16 protein-coding genes are annotated in these 26,141 nt (G+C 62.4%); 14 read left to right on the top strand and 2 right to left on the bottom strand.

Annotated features, from left to right (window positions below):
* Positions 1–250: 250 nt before the first annotated feature.
* Positions 251–1,171, bottom strand: coding sequence for a hypothetical protein (locus tag LKX83_RS13135; RefSeq protein WP_227882723.1), 921 nt, complete (start codon positions 1,169–1,171; stop codon positions 251–253).
* 360 nt (positions 1,172–1,531) lie between these two features.
* Here LKX83_RS13135 and LKX83_RS13130 point away from each other — a divergent pair, with 360 nt between their 5' ends.
* Positions 1,532–2,098, top strand: coding sequence for a dihydrofolate reductase family protein (locus LKX83_RS13130; protein WP_227882722.1), 567 nt, complete (start codon positions 1,532–1,534; stop codon positions 2,096–2,098).
* 59 nt (positions 2,099–2,157) lie between these two features.
* Here LKX83_RS13130 and LKX83_RS13125 read toward each other — a convergent pair whose 3' ends face one another.
* Positions 2,158–2,307, bottom strand: coding sequence for a hypothetical protein (locus LKX83_RS13125; protein WP_227882721.1), 150 nt, complete (start codon positions 2,305–2,307; stop codon positions 2,158–2,160).
* 283 nt (positions 2,308–2,590) lie between these two features.
* Here LKX83_RS13125 and LKX83_RS13120 point away from each other — a divergent pair, with 283 nt between their 5' ends.
* From LKX83_RS13120 to LKX83_RS13060, 13 genes are all read left to right on the top strand, one after another.
* Positions 2,591–3,724: an ABC transporter ATP-binding protein gene (locus LKX83_RS13120; RefSeq protein ID WP_227882720.1), complete on the top strand. Its 1,134-nt coding sequence runs from the start codon at positions 2,591–2,593 to the stop codon at positions 3,722–3,724.
* The gene (locus LKX83_RS13115; RefSeq protein ID WP_227882719.1) at positions 3,721–6,672 is read left to right on the top strand and encodes an extracellular solute-binding protein; all 2,952 of its coding nucleotides are present in this window, start codon (positions 3,721–3,723) and stop codon (positions 6,670–6,672) included. Before LKX83_RS13120 ends, LKX83_RS13115 begins: the two co-directional genes overlap by 4 nt.
* Positions 6,669–7,643: a carbohydrate ABC transporter permease gene (locus LKX83_RS13110; protein WP_227882718.1), complete on the top strand. Its 975-nt coding sequence runs from the start codon at positions 6,669–6,671 to the stop codon at positions 7,641–7,643. The genes LKX83_RS13115 and LKX83_RS13110 overlap by 4 nt, the downstream gene beginning before the upstream one ends.
* A gap of 4 nt (positions 7,644–7,647) precedes the next feature.
* Positions 7,648–8,505: a carbohydrate ABC transporter permease gene (locus tag LKX83_RS13105; protein WP_227882717.1), complete on the top strand. Its 858-nt coding sequence runs from the start codon at positions 7,648–7,650 to the stop codon at positions 8,503–8,505.
* Positions 8,506–8,532: 27 nt separating this feature from the next.
* Complete coding sequence (locus LKX83_RS13100; protein WP_227882716.1) at positions 8,533–10,548, top strand: YIP1 family protein; 2,016 nt, start codon at positions 8,533–8,535, stop codon at positions 10,546–10,548.
* Positions 10,549–10,822: 274 nt separating this feature from the next.
* Positions 10,823–12,769, top strand: coding sequence for a DUF5696 domain-containing protein (locus LKX83_RS13095; protein WP_227882715.1), 1,947 nt, complete (start codon positions 10,823–10,825; stop codon positions 12,767–12,769).
* Positions 12,766–13,665, top strand: a complete 900-nt coding sequence (locus LKX83_RS13090; protein ID WP_227882714.1) for a carbohydrate ABC transporter permease — start codon at positions 12,766–12,768, stop codon at positions 13,663–13,665. Before LKX83_RS13095 ends, LKX83_RS13090 begins: the two co-directional genes overlap by 4 nt.
* A complete protein-coding gene (locus tag LKX83_RS13085; RefSeq protein ID WP_227882713.1) occupies positions 13,662–14,639 on the top strand; it encodes a carbohydrate ABC transporter permease in 978 nt (325 codons plus the stop codon). The genes LKX83_RS13090 and LKX83_RS13085 overlap by 4 nt, the downstream gene beginning before the upstream one ends.
* A 201-nt stretch (positions 14,640–14,840) precedes the next feature.
* Complete coding sequence (locus LKX83_RS13080; RefSeq protein ID WP_227882712.1) at positions 14,841–16,214, top strand: ABC transporter substrate-binding protein; 1,374 nt, start codon at positions 14,841–14,843, stop codon at positions 16,212–16,214.
* A gap of 190 nt (positions 16,215–16,404) precedes the next feature.
* Positions 16,405–17,331 (top strand): ABC transporter permease, encoded by a 927-nt coding sequence (locus LKX83_RS13075; protein ID WP_227882711.1) that lies wholly within the window; start codon positions 16,405–16,407, stop codon positions 17,329–17,331.
* 33 nt (positions 17,332–17,364) lie between these two features.
* On the top strand, positions 17,365–18,249 hold the full coding sequence (locus tag LKX83_RS13070) for a carbohydrate ABC transporter permease (RefSeq protein ID WP_227882710.1): 885 nt from the start codon (positions 17,365–17,367) through the stop codon (positions 18,247–18,249).
* Between the two features lie 58 nt (positions 18,250–18,307).
* Positions 18,308–19,873 (top strand): extracellular solute-binding protein, encoded by a 1,566-nt coding sequence (locus tag LKX83_RS13065; protein ID WP_227882709.1) that lies wholly within the window; start codon positions 18,308–18,310, stop codon positions 19,871–19,873.
* 126 nt (positions 19,874–19,999) lie between these two features.
* Complete coding sequence (locus LKX83_RS13060) at positions 20,000–25,999, top strand: S-layer homology domain-containing protein (RefSeq protein WP_227882708.1); 6,000 nt, start codon at positions 20,000–20,002, stop codon at positions 25,997–25,999.
* Positions 26,000–26,141 lie beyond the last annotated feature (142 nt).

The raw sequence follows: 26,141 nt of genomic DNA, 5'->3' as shown, positions 1-26,141 counted from the left end.
CTTTTGTAAAATTTCCCACGCCGTTATCCGTGTCATGTTCTTTGCAAAATTTCTGAGGCAGAGGGGCTGTATCGTCCAAATAAGCGCGCATACAACCGTTAGAAAGAAAACCTCCGTTTTTGGGGCTGATTAAGCGCTATGACAACTGTTAGCGTAGCAATGTTCCAAACAGGGTACTCGTTCGAGGTTAACCCGTTGGTCAGGCACCGATTTCTAGGTTGAGCCGGAAATCCTCCATCTAAAACGGACCTCATTTTTGATAAGATCGGTCGTCTGCCCCTAAAGGCTTCATGTTGTAATCGGAATGATGGTTCTCGATGTGCTTGCACAATGGAACGAATAAGTGCGGTTTGCCGGTGATGTATCTGGCATTCGGAGCCCCATGCTCTTTGATGAGCAGCTCGCAGATGATGCGGGCGCTTTTTATGCCTCTATTTAGATAGTGCTGAACATGTTTGTGTAGACGATCCGGAAGACGGAATAGATCCGATATGGGGATCTGGGGTGCTTGATCTGAAGTGGAAATCTGTTGCATTTCCTGCCATTCAAATAGGTCTCGGGGAGCTTGGTTTTGATAGGCAGGAGCAACATTTGCTTGCTGCAGATCAGGTTTAACCCGTTTTCGCCGGCGATCGCGAAGCCTTGCGATCTGGCGTTCCAGCAGCGGAAGCCCGTGGTCCAAGTGCGTTTGTATATCTGAAGGGATCTCATCTACCTGCAGGAATTCGGGATCCAGACGCCAGTTGCTCGCTGCTTTGGCCAGGATCTCGTCCAACTCGTAATCAATCGCATCAAAGCCTTTTTTAACTGCTGCGACAACGGCTGCGTCGATTCCCAGGTGCTCTTTTAAGTGTTCGATCCCGAATTTCTTTACTTCGCCCGTTGTTTTGTGTTCGACGCGGTGCTGATATCGTAACGGCCGGCCGCATTCGCAGCGAAGATCATGGCTTACGTATCCGGCATCATAGGTGCTGACGTAGATCCAATCCTCGAGCAGCGCTTCAATCTCCTCGAATGATGCGTCATCCGGAAGGTGGAATCCCTTTTGCTTGGCCATCGCGTTTGCAAAGGCTGTCCTGCGTCCTCTTATCATGGTATCCGTTAGAAAGGCTCTTTGATGATGGTTTAAGTTTTGAAGCAAGTGATCCCGTTCTTCAATCGTAAACCTCATCTCTCAGTCCTCCAGGTGGGCATTTCGCAAGAGTCCATCTCGCTTGTTCCATTATTAATGAACTGTGTATTCGGATTCAAGAGTAGAATGATATGGCGCAAACGAACCAAGGCACAAAGAGCGTAGTTTACATACGCACATTCGACGGAAATGCAGGCAGTAGCTCAAAGAGCGTAGTTTACATACGCACATTCGACGGAAATGCAGGCAGTAGCTCAAAGAGCGTAGTTTATATACGCACATTCGGCAAAAACGCAGACGTGGACGCAACTGCGCAATCGAGAAGAATCATCATATCTATCCAAACGGTAGAATGGGGGAGTGAAGACTTCGAGAAAAAACGAGGAGGAATTGAACGAGATGAGCCGTGTTTTTTTAGACATTTCCATGTCGCTGGACGGATTCATAGCCGGTAGAGAGGACGATGTGCAACCGCTGCACGAATGGATTGTGGATTTCGATACCGGCATTTTCAAGAAAAGCGAAGTTCTAAACGAGCTGTTCGAAAGGACGGGAGCGATCGTTGCCGGCAGACGCGTCTATGAGATCGCATCCGGATGGGGCGGCCACCATCCGATTCGCGGCGTTCCCGTCTTTGTGCTTTCCCACAGCCGCCCGGATACCGTTCCGCAAGGCGAGACGCCGTTTACCTTTGTCTCGGCGGGCATTGAAGCCGCTATACGAGAGGCTAAGGCGGCGGCAGGCGAAAAAGACGTCTATGTGCTGGGCGGCGCGAGCGTAGCCCAACAATGCCTCCAAGCCTCGCTCCTGGACGAGATTCAAGTGCACGTCGCCCCCGTCCTGCTCGCGGAGGGAATCCGTTTGTTCGATTCGATCGGCTCCGAACGAATACGGCTGGAAACGACCGGGGTCATGGAATCCCAGGGAATCGCCCACCTCCGGTATCGGATCGTCAAATCGGAATAGAGGGGGGCGTCTGAGGCGTCGTCGCGTCGTGCGGACAATTTGCCGCATACGGCCCGCGATCAACGCGTCTTCCCTAGCGATGCGTACCATTCGTTCACCTCGCCGGTCATCTCGTCGCCGCCCAGCGCGTGCCATTTGGCGACGACGCGATCGAAGTAGGGCAGCGGCTCCTGGCCGTAGACGATCTTGAGCATCGCGTCGTAGAGCAACTCGTCCAGGGCGTCGCCGATTTTTCCATCGTCGGCGTCGGCGCGCCGGTGAAGGCGTCCGTCTTGTACACGGCGGGATTGCGCTCGACGTTCAATAGCGTCCCCATGTCAAAGCCGCCCGCCCGGGCGGCTTTTTTTCGCATGCGCGGCGGGATTGTCGAACGAAGGGAATGAAGCCAATATCGCCCTGCAAAAGCCAATCCTCCCTCCTACTTTGCGAACGAGGCCTTACGTTACCATTAAGACCATAAGATTTGGCAGCGATTACGAGAGGTGAGGATGGATGGGAAGCATCGCATTCAATCACGTGTTCAAACAATACAAGGGGGAAGCCCGTCCGGCCGTCAACGACTTTCACCTGTCCATCGAAGAAGGGGAGTTTCTGGTGCTCGTCGGCCCGTCCGGGTGCGGCAAGTCGACGACGTTGCGGATGCTGGCGGGGCTTGAGGAGATCAGCAGCGGCGAGCTGTATATCGACGGGAAGTTCATGAACTACGTTTCGCCGAAGGACCGGGACATCGCGATGGTGTTCCAGAACTACGCGCTTTATCCCAATCTGTCGGTATTCGAGAATATCGCGCTCGGCCTCAAGTTGCGCAAGACGGCCAAGTACGAGATCGAGCTGCGGGTGAACAAGGTCGCGAAAATACTGGAAATCGCCCATCTGCTGGAGCGCAAGCCGAGCCAGCTGTCGGGCGGGCAAAAGCAGCGGGTCGCCCTCGGCCGGGCGATTGCCCGGGAGCCGCAGGTGTTCCTGATGGACGAACCGCTGTCCAACCTGGACGCCAAGCTGCGCGCCCAGACCCGGGCGGAAATCATCAAGCTGCAAAGCGATCTCCAGCGGACGATGGTCTACGTGACGCACGATCAGGTCGAGGCGATGACGATGGGGACGCGAATCGTCGTTATGAAGGACGGCGTCATTCAGCAGGTCGCACCTCCGCGGCAGCTGTACGACCAGCCGGCCAACCTGTTCGTCGCCGGTTTTATCGGTTCGCCGCAGATGAACTTCATTCCGGGCAACGTGACGCGCGAGGAGGGTGTCTACTACTTCGTCAACAAGCGGATGAAGCTGGCGCTGCCTCCCCGGTTCGGCGCGATGTTCGACCGGATGGAGCGCGCGGTGCGGAACGTGGTCATGGGTGTCCGGCCTGAGCATGTCCTGCTGCGACGCGACGCCGGCGGCGCGTCGGAGGACGGCGCGTTTTTCGGCGGCGTCGTGCAGATGACGGAGGCGACGGGAGCGGACTCCTATGTCTACGTGAATGTAGGGGAGACGCGGATCATCGCCCGCACGGATCCCGAGGACCTGTACCGGAAGGACGATCAGCCGGGCGTCGGCTTCCAGCTGGGCAAGATCCACTTCTTCGACGAAACCACGGGTTTGTCGCTGGCGCACGGGGGAGACGACGCATGAGAAAGGCCGGCGCATGGAAGACCCTTTTCCGGCTGCTGCTGGCCGTCCTGGTCCTGTTCGGAGCGATCCGCTGGTTCGCCTCCGGCGGTTCCGCCATCTACGCTTCGAACGTAAGCGTCGACCAGCTGCTGGGGTTCGAGGACGGCGACGGCCCGCAGCCGTACGCCAAGCTGATGCGCGAAGCCGGCGCCCGGCCGGCGGGCGAGGCGGATCGGCCGATCGCGCTCGGCGCGGCCGACTACGCCGCGGCCGCGCCCGAAGCCGCGCTCGCGAAGACAGCGGAGGACGGCGCGCCCGTGCTGGAATGGCGCAACGCGGATGGCTGGGCGGAGTGGAAGTTCGACGCCCCCCAAGCCGGCTGGTACGCGCTGGAGCTGACCTACAAGCCGCTCGAAGGCGGCAATGCCTCCGTCGTTCGCGGGGTGCAGATCGACGGCAAGTATCCGTTCGCCGAATCCCAGCGCATCGAGCTGCAGCGGCAGTGGAAGGACGCCAAATATCCGTACGACCGCAACGAGATCGGCATGGAGATCCGGCCGCAGCAGACGCAGCTCGTCAGCTGGTCCGTCAAGGCCGCCTCCGACTACGCCGCATCGTCCGAGCCGCTGCTCTACCGGCTCGACGCCGGCCCGCATACGCTGCGGCTCGTCGGCGAACGGGAGCCGTTCGCCCTGAAGACGCTGGTCTTCCGGCCCTGGCAGGAGACGCGCGCCTATGCAGACTACGCGGCGGCGCAGCCGTCCGCTTCCGCCGCGCCCGCGGACTGGTTCGCCACCGTCGAGGCCGAGCATTTCGAGCGCAAGTCCAGCCTGGCGATCCAGACGGACCACTGGTCGGAGCCGTACATTTCGCCGGATCCGAAAGGCCGCATCACGTACAACGTGCTCGGCGGGCAGCGATGGCGGCTGCCGGGCGAGTGGGTGGAATGGAAGCTGGAAGTGCCCGCCGACGGCTGGTATGAGATCGATCTCAAAAACTTTCAAAACTACCGCAACGGCTTCCCCGCGTACCGGACGATCGAGATCGACGGCGAGGTGCCGTTCCGCGAAATGCTTCATTACGCGCTGCCGTACCACAAAGAGTTCGAGATCACGACGCTCGCGGACGGCGACGGCAAGCCTTACTCCTTCTATCTGGCCAAGGGCGCGCACACGATCCGCATGACGGCGGACGCTTCGCCGCTCGCCCCCGTCACCCTGGCGCTCCAGGACACGCTGGCCGAGCTGGCGGCGTTCGACCGGCACGTCAGGCTTATTACCGGCAACTACAGCGTCAAGGCGTTCGACGACAATGCCGATAAGACGCGGACCTGGGACATGGCCAAGTTCGATCCCGATACGGAGAACAAGATCGAGACGTTCATCCGGCGGCTGACGGATATCCGGGACTATATCAACGGGCTCAACGGCAAAGATTCGGACCTGTCCCAGGCGATCAAGGTGTCGATCAGCATGCTGGAGAACATGCGCGAGGACATCGACGAAATTCCGAACAAGCTCTCCGACTTCGCGACGATCCAGAGCCAGATCGGCACCTGGATGAGCACGTTGACGCAGCAGCCGCTGCTGCTCGACTACCTCGTCGTCCGGTCGCCGGGCACGAAGACCGGGCTGAAGGAGCCGACGGCCTGGTCGCGGGTGCCGTACTCGCTGACGGACTTCGCGCGGTCGTTCTACATGGACTACGACACGCGCAAGCACAACAAGCAGCAGGCGCTCACGATCTGGGTGCAGCGCGGCCGCGACTACGTCGACCTGCTGCGGGAGATGGTCGATCAGGACTTCACGCCGAGAACCGGGATCGAAGTCAACATCAACCTCATGCCGAATCCGAACATGCTCATCCTCGGCAACGCGGCGGGCGAAGTCCCGGACGTGGCGCTCGGCATCGGGGAGGCGACGCCGGCGGACTACGCGATGCGGGACGCGGTGGCCGACCTGAAGCAGTTCCCGGACTTCCAGCAGGTCTACGACCGCTTCATTCCGGGCGTCCGGCGCGCGATGACTTACGACGGCGGCGTGTACGGGCTGCCCGAGGTACAGAACTTCCAGATGCTGTTCTACCGGACGGACATCTTGGAGCGCCTCGGCCTGAAGGTGCCGGATACGTGGGACGACGTCTTCGACCTGCTGCCGACGCTGCAGGAAAACGGAATGACGATGAACTACCCGAAGGGCGACTTCGCGACGATGTTTTTCGAGAACGGCGCGGAGCCGTATTCGAAAGACGGGCTGAAGTCGGACCTGACGAGCGCGGCCGGCCAGGCCGCCTTCAAGCAATGGACCGAGATGTTCCGCAAGTACAATTTGCCCATCGATATTCCGGCGTTCTTCCAGCACTTCCGCGACGGCGACATTCCGATCGGGGTCGCGGACTTCAATACGTACGTCCAGCTGCTCGTCGCGGCGCCGGAAATTACGGGCCACTGGAAAATGGCACCGCTCCCGGGGATCCGCCAGGCGGACGGCGAAGTCGCCCGGTGGTCGCCGCAGGGCGTATCCGGCGCGATGATCATGAAGAAGAGCGACCGGAAGGACGAAGCCTGGGAATTTCTGAAATGGTGGACCTCGGCCGAGGTGCAGTCGCAGTACGCGAAGGACATCGAGTCGTTTTACGGCATCGAGTTCCGGTGGAACACCGCGAACGTCGAGGCGATGGGCGCCCTGACCTGGCCGAAGGAAGACCTCGCGGCGATCCGGGAGCAGACCCGTTGGGCGAAGAACATGCCGTACGTGCCGGGCTACTACTTCTTGAACCGGGAGATGGAGTTCGCCTGGAACCGGACGGTGTTCGATGGCATCCCGGCTCAGGAGTCGCTGGAGCAGGCGCAGCTGTCGTTGCAGCGGGAAATGAACCGGCGGCAAAAAGACTTCGGCATTCGCGCCGGCGACGATCTGAGCGTGCCGCAGATCGTCCAGCCTTACGAATGGGAGGGACCGACCCCATGAATACCGAGCTAGCCCCCCGCGCCGCCGAGGCGCGCCGCGCGCCCTCCGGCATCCGGCTGCGCTGGAACCGCTTTTGGATGGAGATGCGCAGGGACGCCTTCTGCTACCTGTTTCTCGCGCCGTTCCTGATCTGCTTCGTCGTCTTCATCGTCGTGCCGGTCGTCATGGCCGCCACGCTGGGATTTACGTCGTACGACGGCTTCGGCAAGCTGCACTTCATCGGCTTCGACAATTATATCGCGCTGTTTACGCAAGACATCGTCTTCCTGACCAAGGCGCTGCCGAATACGTTTCTGTTTGCCCTCCTCGTCGGACCCGGCGGCTATTTGCTCTCGTTCGCGTTCGCCTGGCTCATTCACCAGCTGCCGCTGCGCATCCGGGACTATTACACGCTGGCGTTCTACGCGCCTTCGATGGCGGGCGGGGTGGCGCTGTCGGTCGTCTGGATCGCGGCGTTCAGCGGAGACCGGGTCGGATACGTGAACAACTTCCTGCTGTCGATAGGTTGGATCGACAGCCCGGTCGTCTGGCTCCAGGATCCCAAATACCTGCTCAAGATCATGATCCTCGTCTCGCTCTGGATCAGCTTCAGCGTCGGCTTCCTCGCCATGCTGGCCGGCCTCCAGACGGTCAACCGCGAGCTTTACGAGGCCGGCCGGATCGACGGCATCTCGAACCGGCTGCAGGAGGTGTTCTACATCACGATCCCTTCGATGAAGCCGCAGATGCTGTTCAGCGCGGTGATGACGATCGTCGGCACGCTGAAGGCGGGGGCCATCTCGACGCAGCTGACCGGGCTGCCGATTACGCCCCAATACGCCGGGCATCTGATCATCAACCACATCGACGACTACGCCTTCATCCGTTTCGAACTCGGCTACGCTTCGGCCGTCTCGGTCATGCTGCTGCTCGTGAGCTACTTCGCGATGAGGTTCGCCTACCGGCTGTTCGGCTCGAAGGAGGAAGGATAGAGAGATGATTCGCCGCTTACGCACCATCCCGCCGTTTCAATATGTGCTGGTGACCGCCTTCACGCTGCTCGCCGCGTTCATGTCGCTGCCGATCGTGTTCATCCTGAACCACGCGTTCAAGCCGCAGAACGAGCTGTTCCTGTTCCCGCCGCGCTTCTTCGTCCAGCATCCGACGGCGCGGAATTTCGAATCGCTCTTTCTGCACGCCGCCAACGCGACGGTGCCGTTCACCCGGTACCTGTTCAACAGCCTGGTCGTCGCCGGCCTGACGCTCGCCAGCGTCATCGTCGTCAGCACGATGGCCGCCTACGTGCTCGCCAAGTACAACTTCCACTTCAAGCAGCTCATCCTTGCGACGATCACGCTTTCGCTCATGTTCGCGCCGGAGACGGTCAGCATCCCGCGTTACCTGATCATCAGCGGCCTGCACTTGAACGACACGTACTTCGGCCATATTTTGCCGGCGCTGGCTTCGCCGGTCGCGGTGTTCATGCTCGTCGGCTTCATCTCCCAAATTCCGGGTGAGCTGGTCGAAGCGGCTAGGATCGACGGCGCGAGCCACTTCGGCATTTTCGTCCGCATGGTGCTGCCGCTCTCGGTGCCGGCCATCGCGACGATCTCGATTTTCACCTTCCAGGGCGTGTGGGGAGACGTGGAAACCTCGACCTTGTTCATGCAAGACGAGACGATGCGGACGCTCGCCTTTTACGTCAACAGCCTGCTGAGCGGCTTGCAGAACAGCGTTTCCGGCCAGAATATGGCGGCCGCCGCGGGACTGCTCATGTTCGTCCCGAACCTGATCATCTTTCTGCTCTTCCAGCGCAAGGTGCTGGAGACGATGATCCACTCCGGTATCAAGTAACCCCACTAAGCAAAGGAAGTCGGAACGATGAAGAGAATGATCGCTCTCCTGCTCCTGGTCGCGACCGCCGTCCTGGCCGTGCCCGGAACGACGCACGCCAGGCTTCCCTACAGGACCTTCTATTTCGACCCGAACCAATCCATGTGGCTGCGCATCCAGCCGATCTATACGCCCGCCGCCGCTTACACGGCGGACTTCGAGGAGCCCGTCGACCTGCAGGTCGGCGCGGACGACCGGATCTACGTCGCCGACAAAGGGGCGAACAAGATCGTCGTGCTGGACAACGACGGCAAGCTCGTCCGCACGCTCGGCGAGGAAGACGGGCCGGGCCGGCTGAGCGCGCCGGAAGGCGTGTTCGTCACCCCCGAAGGGAAGGTGTACGTCGCCGATTCCGGCAACCAGCGGATCGCGGTGTTCGGTCCGGACGGCGCGTACGCGCGGGAATATAAGAAGCCGGATTCGGCGTTCCTCGGCTCGGAGCATTTCGTCCCGGTCAAGCTCGTCGTCGACCGGCGGGGCGTCCTCTACGTCGCGCTGAATTCCTCTTACCAAGGCCTCGTGCGACTGAGCGAAGAGGGGGCGTTCATGGGCTACTTCGGCGCCAACAAAGCGCAGTCGACGCTGCTCAACTGGCTGAAAAAGCTGATTCTCAACAAGGAGCAGCTCGCCAAGGAAACGGCCGCTCTGCCGCGTCCCATCACGAACGTCGCGCTCGACGACGAAGGCTTCATCTACACGGCGACGGCCGCCGGCTTCGGCAAGGGCGCCATCCGCAAGCTGAACGCGGGCGGCGTGGACGCCTTGAAGAACAAGACGCTCGTGGACGGCCATGGCATCGTCGACGTCGCGATCGACCGCGACGGCCTCCTGTACAACATCGACACCGAATCGGGGCAGATCAACCTGTACGACCGGAACGCGAACGCGCTGTTCGCCTTCGGCCATATCGACAACGGCACGCAGCAATACGGCGTGCTCGGCTTTCCGACCGCCATCGGCGTCGACGGCCACGACGCGATCTGGATCTCCGACAGCCGCTCGAAGACCGTGCACAAGTACGTGCGCACCGCTTTCGGCTCGGACGTCCTGAAGGCGCTCGTGCTTTACGCGGACGGCAATTATGAGGAGAGCAAGCCGTACTGGGAGCGGGTCTACGCACGCAACGACATGTACAACGGCACATTCCAGGGGCTTGGGAAAGTGTACCTGCACGAAAACGACAACGATCAGGCGCTGTCGTTCATGAAGACGGCGTTCGATACGGACGGCTATTCCAAGGCGTTCTGGCAGCTGCGGCTGATCTGGCTGCAGCACCACTTCGTCGCCCTCGTCGCCGGCCTGATCGCCGCCTACCTCGTCTGGCGGTACGGCCTTCGGCTCATCCGCCCGGCGCTCCGGCGCCGTCCGCCGTCTGCGTTCTGGCAGCGCATCCTGGCGGATTACCGGACCTTCGGCTACATTCTGATCCATCCGTACAACGGCTTCTACCGGCTGAAGGAAGCGCGCGTTTCGCCCTGGGTGACGCTGAGCATCCTGGCCGCGGTCATCCTCGTGAAGCTGCTCGGCATTTACGAGACGGGTTTCCTGTTCCATCCCGTCGACACGTCGCAGATCAACGTCTGGAGCAGCCTCGCGCTGTTCGCCGTTCCGTGGGCGACCTGGATCATCGCGAACTACTTGGTGTGCAGCATCAAGGACGGGGAAGGGAAATTCCGGGAGGTCGTCCAGGGCAGCACGTTCGCCCTCGTCCCCTATTTGGCGTTTTCCGTGCCGATCCTGATCCTCTCGCACATCGTCACGCTGGAGGAGCGGGTTCTCGTCGACTCCCTGTCGTCTCTCATGTACCTGTGGCTTGCGGCGATGTTCCTCGTCATGACGCAGGTCATCCATAACTTCGATTTCCTGGAGACGATCAAAAATTCGGCGATCACCCTGTTTACGATCGGCATCATCTGGCTGTTCGGCTTTATCGTGTTCGGCCTCTCTTACAACCTGTACGACTTTTTCTACCAGCTTTACAAAGAGGTGAGTTTCTATCATTAACTTCATCAGGCGCTTATCCCTTCGCGTAAAGCTGGCGTCCGCCGCCGCGATCGTCGTCCTGTTCCTGGCGCTGCTTTTCTTCCTGCGGGGAGGCGAGCCGACCGCCGCCGAAGCGCTGGCGGAGGCGGGCATTCCCGAGCCGCATCAGGATCGCGCGGCCCTCTACGAGGGCGCCGCCTGGCAGCCGGCGCCCGGCGCCGACGGGTTCGCGCTGGCGCTCGAGAACGATACCTACGCGCTCTATATCCGGCCGGACAACACCCAGATCGCCCTCGTGGACAAACGGGACGGCTACCGCTGGACCAGCAATCCGACCGAGGAGCAGCTAAAGCAAGAGACCGTCAAAGGTCAGCTGCTGTCCAACCTCCGGTCTCCGTTTGTCCTGACGTTCGTCAAGACGCAGGGCGCCGACCAGACGATCCGCGAATCGCTGAACGCGGAGAGCCCGAAAACGAAGACGTCGCTGACGAAGACCGAGACCGGCCTGCAAGTCGCCTACGACTTTCCCGACAAGCAGCTCGGCTTCGCCATCCAATACGAGCTGACGGCCGACGGGCTCCGCGCGCGCATGCCGACGGCCGGCATCCGGGAGGAAGGAGAGGCCGCCGTCTTCTCGCTCGATCTGCTGCCGTACTTCGGCGCCGCCAAGCCGGAGGAGGACGGCTATCTGTTCGTGCCGGACGGCCCCGGCGGCCTCGTCAACTTCGGGACCAAGCAGGCCGACCTCTCCCGGGGCTACATCCATCAAGTGTACGGCATGGAAGTGACGAACATGGGCAACTGGTTCCGCTCCGGCGAGCGGAGGGAGGACATCGCTTATCCCGTCTTCGGCATCAAGCGGGGGGAACACGCCTATCTCGCGGTGATGACGCGCGGCGCCGACTCGGCCAACGTGGCGGCGATCCCGCCGGGTCTCAAATCCTCGTACTTCAACATCTTCTCGAGCCAAATCTACCGAGAGGAATATCTGTACCAGATGAGCCGGCTGGCCGCGCCGCTCAAGGCGATCCAGAAGGTTCGGCTCGACACGGACCGCGAGGTCGAATACCGGTTTCTCCGTCAGGCGGACGCGAGCTATGTCGGCATGGCCAAGTCCTACCGCGCCTACCTGAAGGCGAACGGGCGAATCGGCGAGCCGCTCAAGCCGTCCGATCACGCGCCGATCTACATCAAGATGATGGGCGGCAACTACCGCAGCGCCTTCAACCGCGTCGAGTACGTCGCCGCGACGACGTTCGCCCAGGCGACCTCCATCATGAACGACCTGCTGAAGCGGGGCGTCGCCAAGCCGACCGTCGTCTATTACGGCTGGCAGAACCAGGGCGACTACAAGATGGATAAGCGATTCCCGATCGAACCGTCGCTCGGCGGGGGGGCGGGCGCCCGTTCCTTCGTCTCCGACATGCGGGCCAAAGGCATCGACGTCCTTTTCGAAGACGACTTCGTCTGGATCGACGGCAACCACTCGTCCGCATCCGGCAAAAACGACGGCGTCCGAGGCATCGACGGCACCGTGTACGTCGAGGAGGGGTGGTTCATCAGCAAACCCGCCAAGACGGTCGCGATGGCCTACGATACGATCCGCAAGCTGAAGGGCATCGGCGCGGCGGGGGTCCTGTTCAACCAAATCGGCGAGTGGGTGTTCCACGACTACGCCGGCGACCGCATCGCCACCCGCTCGGATACGATCTCGGTGTACGAGGGGCTGCTGGACTACGCGAAGCGCACGCTCGGCACCGCCTCCGTATACCGCGGCAACGCCTACGCGATCGGCGAGGTCGGCTACATCGACGATCTGCCGCACGAGTCCAGCTTCGACTTCATGGTCGACGAGACGGTGCCTTTCTACCCGATCGTACTGCACGGCTTCGTGCCGTATTCGTTCGGCGACGGCAACCTGCGCGACGACGAGGATACCGAATTTTTGAAAGCCGTGGAGTACGGCGCCGCGCCTTCGTTTTTCCTGACGCACGACGATTCGCGCAAGCTGCAGTACACGGCGTCGAACTTCCTGTACAGCAGCCAGTACGCCAAGTGGGCGGACCGCATCGCGGCCGAGTACGCCAAGTTCGACAGCCTCGCGCCGCTTTACGCCCAGGAAATGACGAACCACGAGCGGCTGTCCGCGAACCGCTACGCCACGACGTATGCGGACGGGACGCGGGTCGTCGTGGACTATGGCGCCAAGACGTTCAAGGTGGAGAAAGGAGGCGGCGCATGAAATCTTCCGCAGACGACGCCAAACGCCAAGCCCGCCTCTTTCAGCTGAAGCGGTACGGCACGGGGCTCGCGTTCATGCTGCCGTGGATCGTCGGGTTCTGCCTGTTCGTCGCGATTCCGATCGGCTGGTCGATCTTCATGTCGTTCAACCAGGTCAAGGTCGTGCCGGGCGGCTTCAAGTACGATTGGCAGGGCTTTCGAAACTTCCGCGACGCGTTTCTGAAGGACAACGTGTTCCCGATCGAGCTCATCACCTACTTTCAGGAAATGCTGCTCATGGTGCCGATCATCGTCATCTTCGCCCTGCTGATCGCGCTCATGCTGAATCAGCGGTTTCCCGGGCGGTTCCTGTACCGGGCGCTGTTTTTCCTGCCCGTCATTTTCGCGACCGGCCAAGTGCTCTCCGAGCTGTTCGTCCAGGGAGCGGGCGACATCCCGTTCCTGGACCAATATAACCTGGAGCCGCTCGTCACCCAGTACGTGGGCGGCGAATTCGCGAAGACGGTCATGGGGGTGCTGGGCCGCGTCGTGCTTATCCTCTGGTACTCCGGCGTGCAGATCCTGATCTTCATCGCAGGCTTTCAGACGATCTCGCCGACGATCTACGAGGCCGTCCGGATCGACGGGGCGTCGCCTTGGGATTCGTTCTGGAAAATCACGCTGCCGGCCTGCGTGCCGTTCATCAGCCTGAACGTGCTCTACACGATCATCGACCTGTTCACCTTCCCGCTGAACCCGGTGCTGAAGCACATCAAGGACAACATGTTCAAGGTCGAGACGGGCTACGGCTACTCCAGCGCGCTGGCGTGGATCTATTTCGGCTTCGTGTTCGTGCTGATCGCCTTGGTGCTGTGGCTGTTCGACCGAAGCATGAAGACAAGGAGGGTTCGCTCTTGAATACCGCGCTCTGGTTCCGCAAGGTAGGCGGCCGGCTCCGGGACCTGCTCTGGAGCCGAAGGGCCCAGCAGGCCAAGATGATCGTGCTCGGCCGCAGCCTGTCCGACGGGTTGCTGGCGAAGCTCATCCTCTACGTGCTGCTTTCGATCGTCGCCTATCTCTACCTGCAGCCGCTGCTGTACATGATCAGCACGGCGCTCAAAAACGTGAGCGATCTGCTCGACCCGACGGTCAAGTGGATCCCGCGACAGGTCACTTGGGACAATCTGTCCAAAGCGCTGAAGGGGCTGCAGTACCCCGACGCGCTGCGCAACACGGCGGTGCTGTCCATTTCCTGCTCGCTCGTTCAGGTGCTCGTCTGCGCGATGACCGGCTACGCGCTGGCACGGCTGGCGGTGCCGTTCAAAGGTCTCCTGACGGCGCTCGTCATCCTGACGTTTCTGATCCCGCCGCAGATCGTCATCATTCCGCTGTACGTCATCTTCAGCAAGCTCGGTTTGCTGAACACGCCTTTCGTTTTCCTGATTCCGGCCCTTTTCGGCCAGGGGCTCAAGGCCGGGCTGTTCATCCTGATCTTCCGGCAGTTTTTCCGGGCGCAGCCGGCCAGCCTCGAGGAAGCGGCCAAGCTCGACGGCGCCTCCGTCGTCCGGCTGTTCTTCGGCATCATGCTGCCGCTTGCTCGCTCCGCCTGCCTCGTCGTCTTCCTGTTTTCGTTCATCTGGTACTGGAACATGTACTACGAGCCGTCGATGTTTCTGGCCAAGTCGTTCACCCCGCTGTCGATCCGTCTGGACGGCCTGGACGACGTGCTCAACCCGTCGCTTCTCGGCAACACGAAAATCGTCAAAAATCCGATCACCGAAGGGACCAAAATGGCTGCGGCCTTCCTCATCATCCTGCCGCCGATTATCGTCTTCATGTTTCTGCAGCGGTGGTTCGTGAGCGGCATCGAACGGACGGGGATCGTCGAATGATCGCGCGGAGGCGGCCGCGGGCCGCCTTCGAAGGGAGGGATGCCGGGGCGAGGAAGCCCGGAATTCGACGCGCAGGAACTTAGGGATCGCCCGGCAGGCGCGTCCCGCCGCGCCATCGCGCACGCCCGCGCGGCGGCGGCTCGAACGGCAGGAACGGCAATAAATTTACCATTATGATGCCATTGGGGAGGACTCGAACGCATGAAAAACAAAAAAACTTGGGCAGGCTGGACCGGCAGCGTGCTCGCCATGTCTCTCGTACTTTCCGCCTGCGGAGGCGGCAACAACGGCGGCAACGCCAGCCCGTCCGGCTCGGCCAGCCCATCGCCCACCGCGTCGTCTAGCGCATCGGCCAGCGCGTCGGCGTCGGAGGAGAAGCACGATCCGGTCACGATCAAGCTGATCTCGTGGTCCGATTCGTACACGGAGCTGTACAAAATGTTTCACGAGAAGTACCCGTGGATCACGGTCGAGCAGGTGCCGGTCAACGGCAAGCCGATCATGGAGATCATCGCGTCGCTCGAAGCGGCGGGCACGCCTGCGGACTTGACCTGGATCGACCAGGATCTGATCTCGTTCGAGCAGAACGGGCTCGTCGAGGATCTGACGCCCTACATCGACAAGGATCCGACGTTCCAAAGCGTAACGCTGCCCGAAGGCTTCTTCGACACGATGGTGTTCAAAGGCAAAAAGCTGGCGGTCCCGTTCGTCGACGTCCCGATGTGGATTTTGGTAAACAAGGACCTGATGGCCAAGCACGGCGTCGACATGCCGTCCAACGACTGGACGTACGACGACTTCCGGGAGATCGCGAAAAAGCTGACGGATAAGGACGCGGGCGAATACGGGCTCACGACGCAGCCCGAATTCCAGATGCGCCTGCTGAACACGAAAGCGATCGCGGACGGCCACGCCGCGAATCTGCAGTACATGAACGAAGACCTGACCCAGAGCGTGATGAACACGCCGGACGTCATGAACGACGTGCGCTGGCTGACCGAGTTCGTCACGAAGGACGGCTCCATGCAGAGCTACGACGCCGCCAAAGCTTCGGGCGACGTGACGCGCGAATTCATCAACGGCAAAACCGGCTTCGCGATCGGCGGCGACTGGGTGCTGCCGACCTTGAAAGCGAACGCGAAGTTCGATTGGGACGTCCTGCCGTTCCCGCGCGGCAAGGTGAGCCAGCCGGGCTACAGCATCTACGGCCCGCTGTCGCTGCTGAGCGGCTCCAAGCACAAGGAGGAAGCGTTCCTCTGGATCAGCTACCAATTCTCCAAGGAAGCGCAGAAGTGGAAAATCGACCAAGGCGCCAACGCGTCCGTCGTCGATCCCGAGCTGACCGCGTACTACGACGAGTCGCCGATGTGGAAGGGCAAAAACATCGCCGCCGTCAAGATGGCCAAGGAAAACGCCAAAATCCAGCCCGGCGCGACGATCCCCGCTTGGTCCGAATACAACTGGAACAACATCATGAACGACATCGTGTTCGGAGGCGCCGACATCAACCGGATCATCCCGGAAACGGAGAAGTGGAACAAGCGGACGCTCGAGGTTCGGGAATCGCTCAAATAAGCGCAAAGCGAAGAGCGGGAGGGAGGCCTCCCGCTCTTCGCCATGTTCGGGGGAGGGGCGGGAAGAGATCCGCCTTGGGGGCCAGTCGCGACAGGCTAATCTTGTACTGCAAAGGATAAGGTTGGCTCATGGCGGCCTTTGCGGCCTCCCATTATGATGAAAGTATCCCGAACGAGGGAGGGGAAACGACATGAAATCGGACGGAGTCCTCCGAGAGCTGTACCGCAACCGGACGCTGCTGCTCATGTTCCTGCCCGTCGCCGCGCTGCTCCTCGTGTTCAATTACTTGCCGCTGGCGGGGCTGGTCATCGCGTTCAAAAACTTCGACTTCAGCAAAGGGATTTTCGGAAGCGACTGGATGCACCCGCTGCTGAACAACTTCGACTACCTGTTTTCGTCTTCGGTCGCTTTCCGCGCCATCCGCAACACCATTCTCCTGAACGCGCTGTTCATCGCCGTCGGCCTCCTGTTCGAAGTGGGACTCGCGCTGCTGCTGAACGAGCTCCGCAACAAGATCTTCAAGCGCGTCGCGCAATCGCTCACCTTTCTGCCTTTCTTCATCTCCTGGATCGTCGTCGGCGTTTTCACCTACAACCTGCTGAATTACGAGAGCGGCGCGATCAACCGCCTGCTCGTATCGCTCGGCTTGGAGGCGGTCGACTTCTACAGCCTGCCCGGCCTCTGGCCGCTCATCCTGACGCTGGCGCTTCGGTGGAAGGTGACCGGGTACGGCACGATCATCTATCTGGCCGCCTTGACCAACGTAGACAACGCCTACTACGAAGCCGCTTCGATCGACGGCGCCACGCGCTGGCAGCAGATCCGCTACATCAGCCTGCCGATGCTCAAGCCGACCGTCATGATTCTGACGCTGCTTGCGATCGGCCGCATCATGAACGCGGACTTCGGCATGTTTTACGCCATGGTCGGCGACGCGACGCTCCTGTACCCGACGACGGACGTCATCGATACGCTTGTCTACCGCAGCTTGCGCAAGTCAGGGGACATCGGCATGGCTTCGGCCGCCGGATTCATCCAGTCGGTCGTCGCTTTCGTCCTCGTGCTCGGCAGCAATTACCTGGCCCGCCGCTTCGACCGCGACTCGGCCATCTTCTAATTCCCGCTAGGATCGGTTAGGAGGTTCGGAGAGATGTCGATCCGCCCATTCTCGATCGGCCGATGGACGGTCGCGGCGCTCGTCGCCCTGTTCAGTCTGGCTTGCCTGTTTCCGTTTCTGATGGTCGTCTCGGGCTCGCTCAGCACCGAGAAGGACATCGTCGACCACGGGTACGCGCTGCTTCCGAGGCACCTCACCCTGGATTCGTACCGCATCCTGTTCCTCGGTTCGAACCGGATCGTCGACGCCTACGGGATCAGCGTTACGGTGACCGTCGTCGGCACGATTCTGTCGCTTGTCGTGACCAGCATGGGCGCCTACGTCATGGCCCGGCGGTCGTTCAAATACCGCAATATCCTCTCGATTTACGTCATCGTCACGATGCTTTTCAACGGCGGACTCGTCCCGTGGTACATCATTTGCGTCCGGTACCTGGATCTGAAGGATACGCTCTGGGCGATGATCCTCCCGCCGCTCGCCAACGCCTTCAACATGTTCCTCATCCGCAACTTCATGCTCTCGATGCCGGAAGACCTCCACGAGTCGGCCAAGATGGACGGCGCCGGCGAATTTCGGATCTACTGGCAGCTGATCGTCCCGCTGGCCAAGCCCGTGCTCGCGACCGTCGGCTTGTTCGTGGCGCTGGGATATTGGAACGATTGGTTCCTCGGCCTCATGTTCGTCGACAAGCAGGAGCTGCAGCCGCTGCAGCTGCTCCTGCGGACGCTGATCTCCAACGTGGAGTTTCTGAAGAGCTCCAGCAACGCGGCCGCCATGCAGCGCATCTCCAACCAGATCCCTTCCGAATCGATGAAAATGGCGCTGACGGTCGTGACGATCGGGCCGATCGTGTTCCTGTACCCGTTTTTGCAGCGGTACTTCGTGCAGGGGCTCATGGTCGGCGCCGTCAAAGGATGACTATCTCAGCCACAGGCTGTTATAGGATACATTTCGAACCAACAGGGGAGGGGATCCGATGATAAAAGGCAAGCTCCGCATTCCGCTGCTGCTCGCCGGCACGATGCTCCTCGGCGCCGCGCTCTCGGCTTGCGGCGGCAACGACGGCGCCCGGTCGAGCGGGGACGCCGGTCCGACCGGACCGGCCTCCGCGGGCGCTTCGGCATCGCCGTCCGCGGCCGGCGAGGAAGAGGCCACGCTGAAGTTTTACTTCGGCGGGGACAAGAAGGCGGCGACCGACGAAGTGTGGTCCGCGATCAGCGACTACGTCAAGTCCAAGGGGCTGAACGTCAAGTTCAACGTCAACTTCATCCCGTTTGGCGACTTCAAGGACAAAATGCTGGTCATGGCCGCCTCGGGCGACAACTGGGACATGAACTTCGACGGCGACTGGCTCTCGTACAAGCAGATGGCCGCCAAAGGCTCCTACATGGCTTTGAATGACCTGCTGCCGAAGTACGCGCCGAATCTGGCCAACAAGTACGAAGAGCAGGGCACGCTGTCGGCCGCGACGGTAAACGGCCAAGTGGTCGGCCTGCCGTGGACGATGAAGATGAACCAGCGGCTGTTCGCGGGCTGGCGCTCGGATCTCGCGGAGAAGGCGGGCATCACGGTGCCGCCGGATTCGATCAAGACGATCGAGGACGTCGACAAGCTGCTGCGCGATTTGAAGAAAGCGTATCCGAACGAGAAGCTGTCCCGCACGAACCCGCTTTCGATCTACATGATCCGCGACGAGTGGGTGGACCTGAATTTCCACGGACTCGGATTTTACCTGAACGATCCGAAGATTACCGTGCAGTCGGTCGAGCAGCAGCCGTTCTACAAGGAAGCCGCCGTCCGCGCCAAAACGTGGTACGACGACAAGCTGATCAACCGCGACGCGATGATCGACAAGGAAGACGGCGCCGCCCAATGGCGCAACGGCAAGACGCTCTTTACCGTGACGTCGCACGAATGGGCGAACGCCGATCCCGGCTTCGCGGACCCTTCGTACAAGCAGCAAATGTCGCTGCTCTATCCGGACAAGAAGCAGGTTAACCGGACGGCGCTCGCGAACGTCGTCGCGATTAACCGCAACTCCAAACATCCGGACCGCGTCCTGCGCTTCCTGGATATGGTGGAGACCGACCAGAAGCTGTACGACCTGCTTCAATACGGCATCGAAGGCAAGACGTACGTTCTCGACGGCGACAAGGCGATATACCCGCAGGGCATGCAGACGACGACGAGCAACTACATGGAGTGGGGCGGCCAGTGGGCATTCTGGAAGCCGCAGTTCATGCGGCCGACGATGACGTACCCGAAGGACTTCTGGGTGAAAGAAGCGGAATTCGCCAGCGAGCCGATGAACGTCAACTCGCCGATCGACGGCTTGTTCATCGCCGAGGACGCGATGAAAAACGAGCTGGCGAAGCGCGACCAGGCATCCGAGGAATTCAGCAAGCCGATCGAATTCGGCATCGTCAAAGACGTCGATCAAGCGGTGGCGGACTATATCGAAAAGCAGAAAGGAAACGGGCTCGACCGCATCATCGCCGAGACGCAAAAGCAAATCGACGCCTACTTGGCCAGCAAAAAGTAAAGGAAGCCACCCCGCAATCGAAACGAACCCGAACTCGAACGGACACCACGAGAAGCCGACCTTGCAGACGAGGAAGGCTTCTCGTCCGTTCCGCCCCTATCCGATGAACGCATGGAGGGATCAATGATGTACGCCATTTTCCTGCACCGCCGTTTTCAGACCGCGACGGCCCGCGCCATGGCGCTCCTGCTTTTGCTCGCTTCGTTTACATGGACGACGGGGCGCGCTGCGGCGGAGACGATTGAAAGCGCTAGCATCGTCCTGGGCGCGACGCCGCAACCAAGCGGCATCACCGCCTGGGCGGGAGACAATCCTGCCGGTCTGCAGACCGGCGAGATCGATGGGACGACCTACTGGCAGACGAACAAGACGAACGAAGCGTCGCCGACGATTTACTTTTACATGAACGTCGCCGACGATTTCCTGCACGATAGCAACGCCTTCGATGTGGACGTGACCGTCCAATACTACGACGAGGGAAACGGGAAAATCGTGCTTCAGTACGACGCCCAAACCGCGCCGTACAAGGACGCGCCTCTCTTCTCCTACACGGATACGAAAACCTGGAAGACGCATACGTTCCGCCTGTCGGACGCGAAATTCGCGAACCGGACGAGCGGCGCGGACTTCCGGATCGGCGTCGAGGGCGGGGGCGCGGACTGGCATACGAACGCCGATCTGAAGCTGGCCTCCGTCTCCGTCACGAAGACGCCGAAGCCGCAGCCCGCCGACGAGGTCTCCATTGCGTTCGGCGACGCGCCGGTCTCGAGCGGCATCGCCGCGCGGGCAGGCGATTACGAAGCCGGCTTGGAGACGGGGACGCTGAACGGCAAAGGCTACTGGAAAACGAACAAAGGGGCGCCGGAACCGAAGACGCTCTATTTGTACCTGAATGTGGACGACAGCTACTTGTACGACAACCAGACGCAGGATGTGTACGTCACCGTCGAGTACCTCGACCGGGGCAACGGCAGCATCGTCCTCCAGTACGACGCGGAGTCGGCGCCGTTCAAGGACGCGCCGCTGTTCGCCTATCAGGACTCGGGGCAGTGGAAGACGCAGACGTTCAAGCTTGGCGACGCCAAATTCGCGAACCGGACGAACGGCTCGGACTTCCGCCTGGGCATCAGCGGCGCGGGGGCGCCGGCCGACAATCCGGACCTGTACGTGGCATCGGTCAAGGTGAAAAAAACGTTGAGAAACGAAGTCTCCGTGCAGACGGCCGTCTATCCGACGCTGTATCCGACGGATGACGTCGTCATCGCGGACTTCAACGTCGCCAGCTTCGGCGCGACGGGCAACGGCATCGCGGACGATACGGCCGCGATCCAGAGCGCGCTCGACGCGGCTGCCCAGCGCGGCGGCGGGGTCGTCTTCGTCCCGGCCGGCAGGTATCGGATCAACGGGCACCTCGTCGTCCCGACGGGCGTCACGCTGCGCGGGGACCGCGCGGATCCGCTCGCCTCGGACGGGGCGGTGCAGGGCACCGTGCTCGCGGCTTACGAGGGCAAGGGAGACGAGAACGGACCAAGCTTCCTGCAGCTGCAGCAGGTCAGCGGCGTGACCGATCTGTCGGTCTGGTATCCCGAGCAGTCGGCGGAGCAGCCGGCTGCGTATCCGTGGACGATCGAGCAGCTGTCCGGCGACAGCGCCACGGTCGACCGCGTGACGCTCGTGAACGCCTACAACGGCATCAAGATCGGCCCGGCGTGGAACGAGCTTCACACGGTAAGGGACCTGTACGGCACGGCGCTGAAAACCGGCATCTTCCTCGACTTCACGACCGACATCGGCCGGCTCGAGGGCATCCGCCTGGGCCCCGACGCTTGGGCGAAGTCCGGCCTGCCGGGCGCCCCGGACCGGGCGGCGCTGTTCGGATATATGACAGCCCACGCCGAAGGGATCGTCATGGGCCGGTCGGATTGGGAGTACATGTCCGACATCGACATCTCCGGCTTTAAGAACGGCATGCGCATCACGACCCGGACGGGGTCGCTGGAGACGGCCAACGCGCAGCTGTACCGCATCCGCATCGACCAGTGCAACGTCGCGCTGAAGATCGAAGGCGTCAACGACTACGGCCTGCTCGTGACCGACAGCAGCTTCCGCGCGAGCGAAGGGAACGACCCGATCGCGATCTATGCGACGCAGGGCTTCCACTCCATCGTCCAGTTCAACGCGGTTACGGTGGGCGGCAGCCCGCTGCACGCGGTGAAGAGCGACGGCAGCGGGGTGCTGATCTTCGAGAACAGCGTCATCGAAGCCTGGAACGATCAAGCCGGTGGCTACGGGATCGACCTGGCGGGCGGATCCGTCCTCCTCGGACAGACGTCGTTCGCGAAGCCGGATCGGCATCTCCTTCTGGAAGGCGGCGCGAAGACGGCGCGGGCAGTCAACTCCGGCTACGAAGATCGGCTGGACGTGAAGGACGAGAGCGCGGCGGCGGAGGTCAGCGTCAAGCGCGATGCGGCTTTCTCGCCGAAGCCGCTGCCGACCGTCGCATCCGTCGACCGGGATGCCCGGCCGAAACCGGCGACGTCGCAGCTGTTTAACGTCGCCGCCGCGCCTTATGATCTGAAGCCGGGCAGCAGCGCCGACGCGAGCGCCGCCATCCAGCGGGCGCTGGACGACGCCGGCGCGGCCGGCGGCGGCACCGTCTACCTGCCGGCGGGCGTCTACCGCGTCGAGCAGCCGCTTGCCGTGCCCGGCGGCGTCGAGCTTCGGGGCTCTTGGGACGTGCCGCACCATACGATCGGCGGCGGCACCGTCCTGTTCACGAACTACGGCGAGGGCGATGCGGACGGGACGGCGCTTATTTCGCTGGCGGCAACCGCGGGCGTGCGGGGCTTGTCGGTGTACTACGACCAGCAGTCCTGGAGCGCGGTCAAGGCGTATCCGTGGACGATCCGGGGTCTCGGCCATGACGTCTACGCCGTCGACGTAACGCTCGTCAACCCGTATCAGGGCGTCGACTTCGGCAGCCATGACACGAGCGGCCACTACATCGATTACGTGGCGGGCTCGCCGCTTAAGGAAGGCATCTTCGTCGGCGGCGGCGCGCAGGGCGGCATCGTGCGCAACGTGCAGTTCAACCCGCACTATTACGGCCGCAGCAGCTATCCGAACCATCCGGCTACGTCGGCCGACTTCGATCAGGTATGGAATTATCAAAAGGAGCATCTCGACGCGTTCCGGATCGCCGGCGTGAAGGACGAGACGATCTTCAACACGTTCGTGTACGGCTCGCAATACGGCATCCACTTCGTCGCCCAGGACGGGCAAGGGCCGGAAGCGGTCGTCATCGGCCACGGCACCGACGGCAGCAAGAAGGGCGCTTACCTGGAAGATGCCGGCCCGGGCGGGCTGCGCTTCGTCAACACCGAGCTGGTGTCGATGAGCACGTCCGACAAGGCGTACGTCACCCTCGGCGATCGTTTCGCGGGCGAGGCGACGTTCTACAACACGTCGATGTGGGGCGACACGACCCGATCGGTCGACGTCCTCTCCGGCAAGCTGACGATGCAGATGAGCAATTTCGCCCGGGTGGGCGAGCGGGGCATCAACGCGACGGGCGGCGAGGCGGTCCTATACGACTCGTACTTCCAGCAGGCGGGCACGACGCACGTGTATGCCGGCCCAGGCATCTCGCGCATGGAACTGAGCAACAATCTGTACAACGGCGGCATGCGGTTGACGAACGAGGCGGGGACGAAGGTGACGGGCACCGACCTCGTGCCGGTCTCGCTGGACCTGGCGAAGACCGGCTTCGACCCGGCGTTCCCCGAGCGGACGAACGCGCGGCTCGTTCTGACGAACCGCACGCAGGCGCAGCCGATCTCCGGGCGAATCGAATGGGTGCTTCCGCCGGGATACGCGTCGCTGCTCGCGCCGATCCGCTTCGAAGGCGTCGCGCTCGGAGCGTCCGCGGACATTCCGCTGCCGCTGCTGGCGAGCGACACGCTGAAGCTCAAGGTTGTCCTGGACAACGGCGATAGCTACTTGACCTCGGTGAAGCTGGGTCGGTCGTTCGCCGTCCGCCAGGGGGCGGATCCGGGCGACGCGCCGACGCTGGATCTCGTGCACGCCGAGCAATATTTCAGCCTGGGCGGGCAGTGGAAGGGCGTCGCCGACCTGAGCGCCCGAACGAGCGTGCGGTGGGACGACGACAATCTGTACGTCACCGTTCAGGCGCAAGACGACCACCACTATCAAACGTGGAGCGGCGGGGACATTTGGCAGGGCGACAGCCTTCAGCTCGCCATCGACTTGTCCCGCAAGGACGGCGCGGCGAGCCGCAACGTGAGCGAGCTGGGCTTCGCCCTCGGCGGGGACGGCCGCATCGCGCAATGGCGCTGGCGGGCGCCGGCGGGGCTCGCGACGGGTGAGCCGCAGGGCGTCCAGACCGACATCGTCCGGGATGACGAGAAGGGGCAAACGACGTATACGATCGCCATCCCGTTCGACCGGCTGCACGGGCCGGGATTCGTCTTCGACCCGTCCGAGCCGATCGGCTTCGCGGTGCTGCTGAACGAAAACGACGGCGACGGCCGCTCCGGCTTCGTGGAGTACAACCAGGGGATCGGCACGAGCAAGGACGCGGCGACGTTCGGAGACCTGTACCTGCTAAGCGGAACCTACGGGCAGTTGCTCGCGCCTTCCGCGGAAGCGGCGGTCGCGGCGGCCGAGCGCGATCGGGGGCCGACCAGCGTCGACGCGGCGGCGAACTTCGTGCGGGTGCTGCCCGACGGCGCCGAGAAGACGCGGCTCGCGAATCGGCTCGCCGCGATCGGCGGAGGCGAGCCGAATCCCGGCGGTCCGACGCCGACGCCCAGCCCGACGCCAAGCCCAACGCCGACACCTACGCCGACACCTACGCCGACACCGATGCCCACTTCCGGGCCCAAGCCGACCCCTTCGCCGACGCCCGGCGAGAACGGCAAAGGCGTAATGAACCTCAAGCCGACGCTCCCGGCAGGCAGCCATACGGCCGCGGGCTCCGTCACGGCGGATGAGCTGAACCGCGCGTTCGGCGAGGTGCAGGCGGGGACGGACGGCGCGAAGCGCGTCTTGATCCGGCTGGAAGCGGCGGCCCAGGCGCAGGGCTACGAGATCGAGCTGCCTTCCGCCTTCCTGACGCCGGGCAAGCGGGACCGGGTGCTCGACATCGCGACCCCGATCGGCGCCGTCACGATCGCGAGCGATTGGCTGGAGGAGGCCGCGCGGCAAGGGCTGGGCGATACGTTCAAGCTGGTCGTCCGGCAGGCGGATCCGAGCGGCTGGGACGCGGCGCTGCGCTCGCGCGTCGGCACGTTTCCCGCCGTGGAGCTGCTCCTGTTGTCCGGGGGCAGAGAGATCCATTGGAACAACGAGCGGTCGCAGGCGCGAATCGCGCTTCCCTACGCGCCAACGGCCGCCGAGCAGGCGCATCCGGAGCGGTTGGTCGTTTGGCAGATCGCGCCGGGCGGCGAACTCCGCGCGGTGACGAACGGCCGCTACGACAAGAACGCCGGAGCGATCGTCTTCCGCACCCCGCACTTCAGCGTTTACGCGGTCACTTACGAAGCGCGGACGTTCGGCGATTTGGCCAAGGCGCCGTGGGCGCAAGAAGCGATCGAGGCGCTGGCGGCGAGAGGCGTCATCCAGGGCGTGTCGGAGCGCGATTTCGCGCCGGGCGCAGCGGTGAAGCGGGCCGATCTGGCCGTCCTCCTCGTCCGCTATCTCGGCCTGGCGGCGGCTTCCGCGGGCGATGGCTTCGCCGACGTGAAGCCGGACGCGTATTACGCCGAGGCCGTCGGCATCGCGCAGTCGCTCGGCATCGCGACCGGCTCCGGCGGCGATTTCCGCCCGGACGCGCCGATCAGCCGCCAGGAAGCGGCGGCGCTGATCGACCGTGCGCTGCGCGCGGCGTTTCGCGGTCTGCCGGCAGGCGGCGCGGAGGCGCTCGCCGTCTTCCGCGACGAAAGGCAGATCGCGCCGTATGCGCGGGATAGCGCAGCCGCGCTCGTCGAAGCGGGCTTGCTGCAGGGCAGCGGCGGCCTGCTCCGCCCGGGCGGCACGCTGACCCGCTCCGAGCTGGCGGCGCTGCTGTACCGGCATTGGGCTTCGGACGGAGACGCCCGGCCTTAGGCGTGCACGGCAGAGACGGCGTGGCGGCGACGGCGGGGAGGGGGTGAGGTTCGCGAGTTTGCGGCAGTATCGAACGGATCCGTTCGCCGTCCTCGCGGCCGGACCGCTTCGCGCATGCGTTCCGGCCATCGGTTCGCGCGCA

It is taken from the genome of Cohnella baijiui (genome assembly GCF_020731285.1).
In the GTDB taxonomy this organism is placed as follows: Bacteria; Bacillota; Bacilli; order Paenibacillales; family Paenibacillaceae; genus Cohnella.
Note: the sequence above shows the minus strand (reverse complement) of the source record. Positions and strands in the feature narration are given on the sequence as shown.

What these genes read in the sequence shown, in the direction of transcription:
- LKX83_RS13075 (WP_227882711.1), top strand. Translation starts at nt 16,405, where the DNA reads ATGAAATCGGACGGAGTCCTCCGAGAGCTGTACCGCAACCGGACGCTG.
- LKX83_RS13120 (WP_227882720.1), top strand. Translation starts at nt 2,591, where the DNA reads ATGGGAAGCATCGCATTCAATCACGTGTTCAAACAATACAAGGGGGAA.
- LKX83_RS13130 (WP_227882722.1), top strand. Translation starts at nt 1,532, where the DNA reads ATGAGCCGTGTTTTTTTAGACATTTCCATGTCGCTGGACGGATTCATA.
- LKX83_RS13135 (WP_227882723.1), bottom strand. Translation starts at nt 1,171, where the DNA reads ATGAGGTTTACGATTGAAGAACGGGATCACTTGCTTCAAAACTTAAAC.
- LKX83_RS13080 (WP_227882712.1), top strand. Translation starts at nt 14,841, where the DNA reads ATGAAAAACAAAAAAACTTGGGCAGGCTGGACCGGCAGCGTGCTCGCC.
- LKX83_RS13060 (WP_227882708.1), top strand. Translation starts at nt 20,000, where the DNA reads ATGTACGCCATTTTCCTGCACCGCCGTTTTCAGACCGCGACGGCCCGC.
- LKX83_RS13105 (WP_227882717.1), top strand. Translation starts at nt 7,648, where the DNA reads ATGATTCGCCGCTTACGCACCATCCCGCCGTTTCAATATGTGCTGGTG.
- LKX83_RS13115 (WP_227882719.1), top strand. Translation starts at nt 3,721, where the DNA reads ATGAGAAAGGCCGGCGCATGGAAGACCCTTTTCCGGCTGCTGCTGGCC.
- LKX83_RS13070 (WP_227882710.1), top strand. Translation starts at nt 17,365, where the DNA reads ATGTCGATCCGCCCATTCTCGATCGGCCGATGGACGGTCGCGGCGCTC.
- LKX83_RS13110 (WP_227882718.1), top strand. Translation starts at nt 6,669, where the DNA reads ATGAATACCGAGCTAGCCCCCCGCGCCGCCGAGGCGCGCCGCGCGCCC.
- LKX83_RS13100 (WP_227882716.1), top strand. Translation starts at nt 8,533, where the DNA reads ATGAAGAGAATGATCGCTCTCCTGCTCCTGGTCGCGACCGCCGTCCTG.
- LKX83_RS13065 (WP_227882709.1), top strand. Translation starts at nt 18,308, where the DNA reads ATGATAAAAGGCAAGCTCCGCATTCCGCTGCTGCTCGCCGGCACGATG.
- LKX83_RS13090 (WP_227882714.1), top strand. Translation starts at nt 12,766, where the DNA reads ATGAAATCTTCCGCAGACGACGCCAAACGCCAAGCCCGCCTCTTTCAG.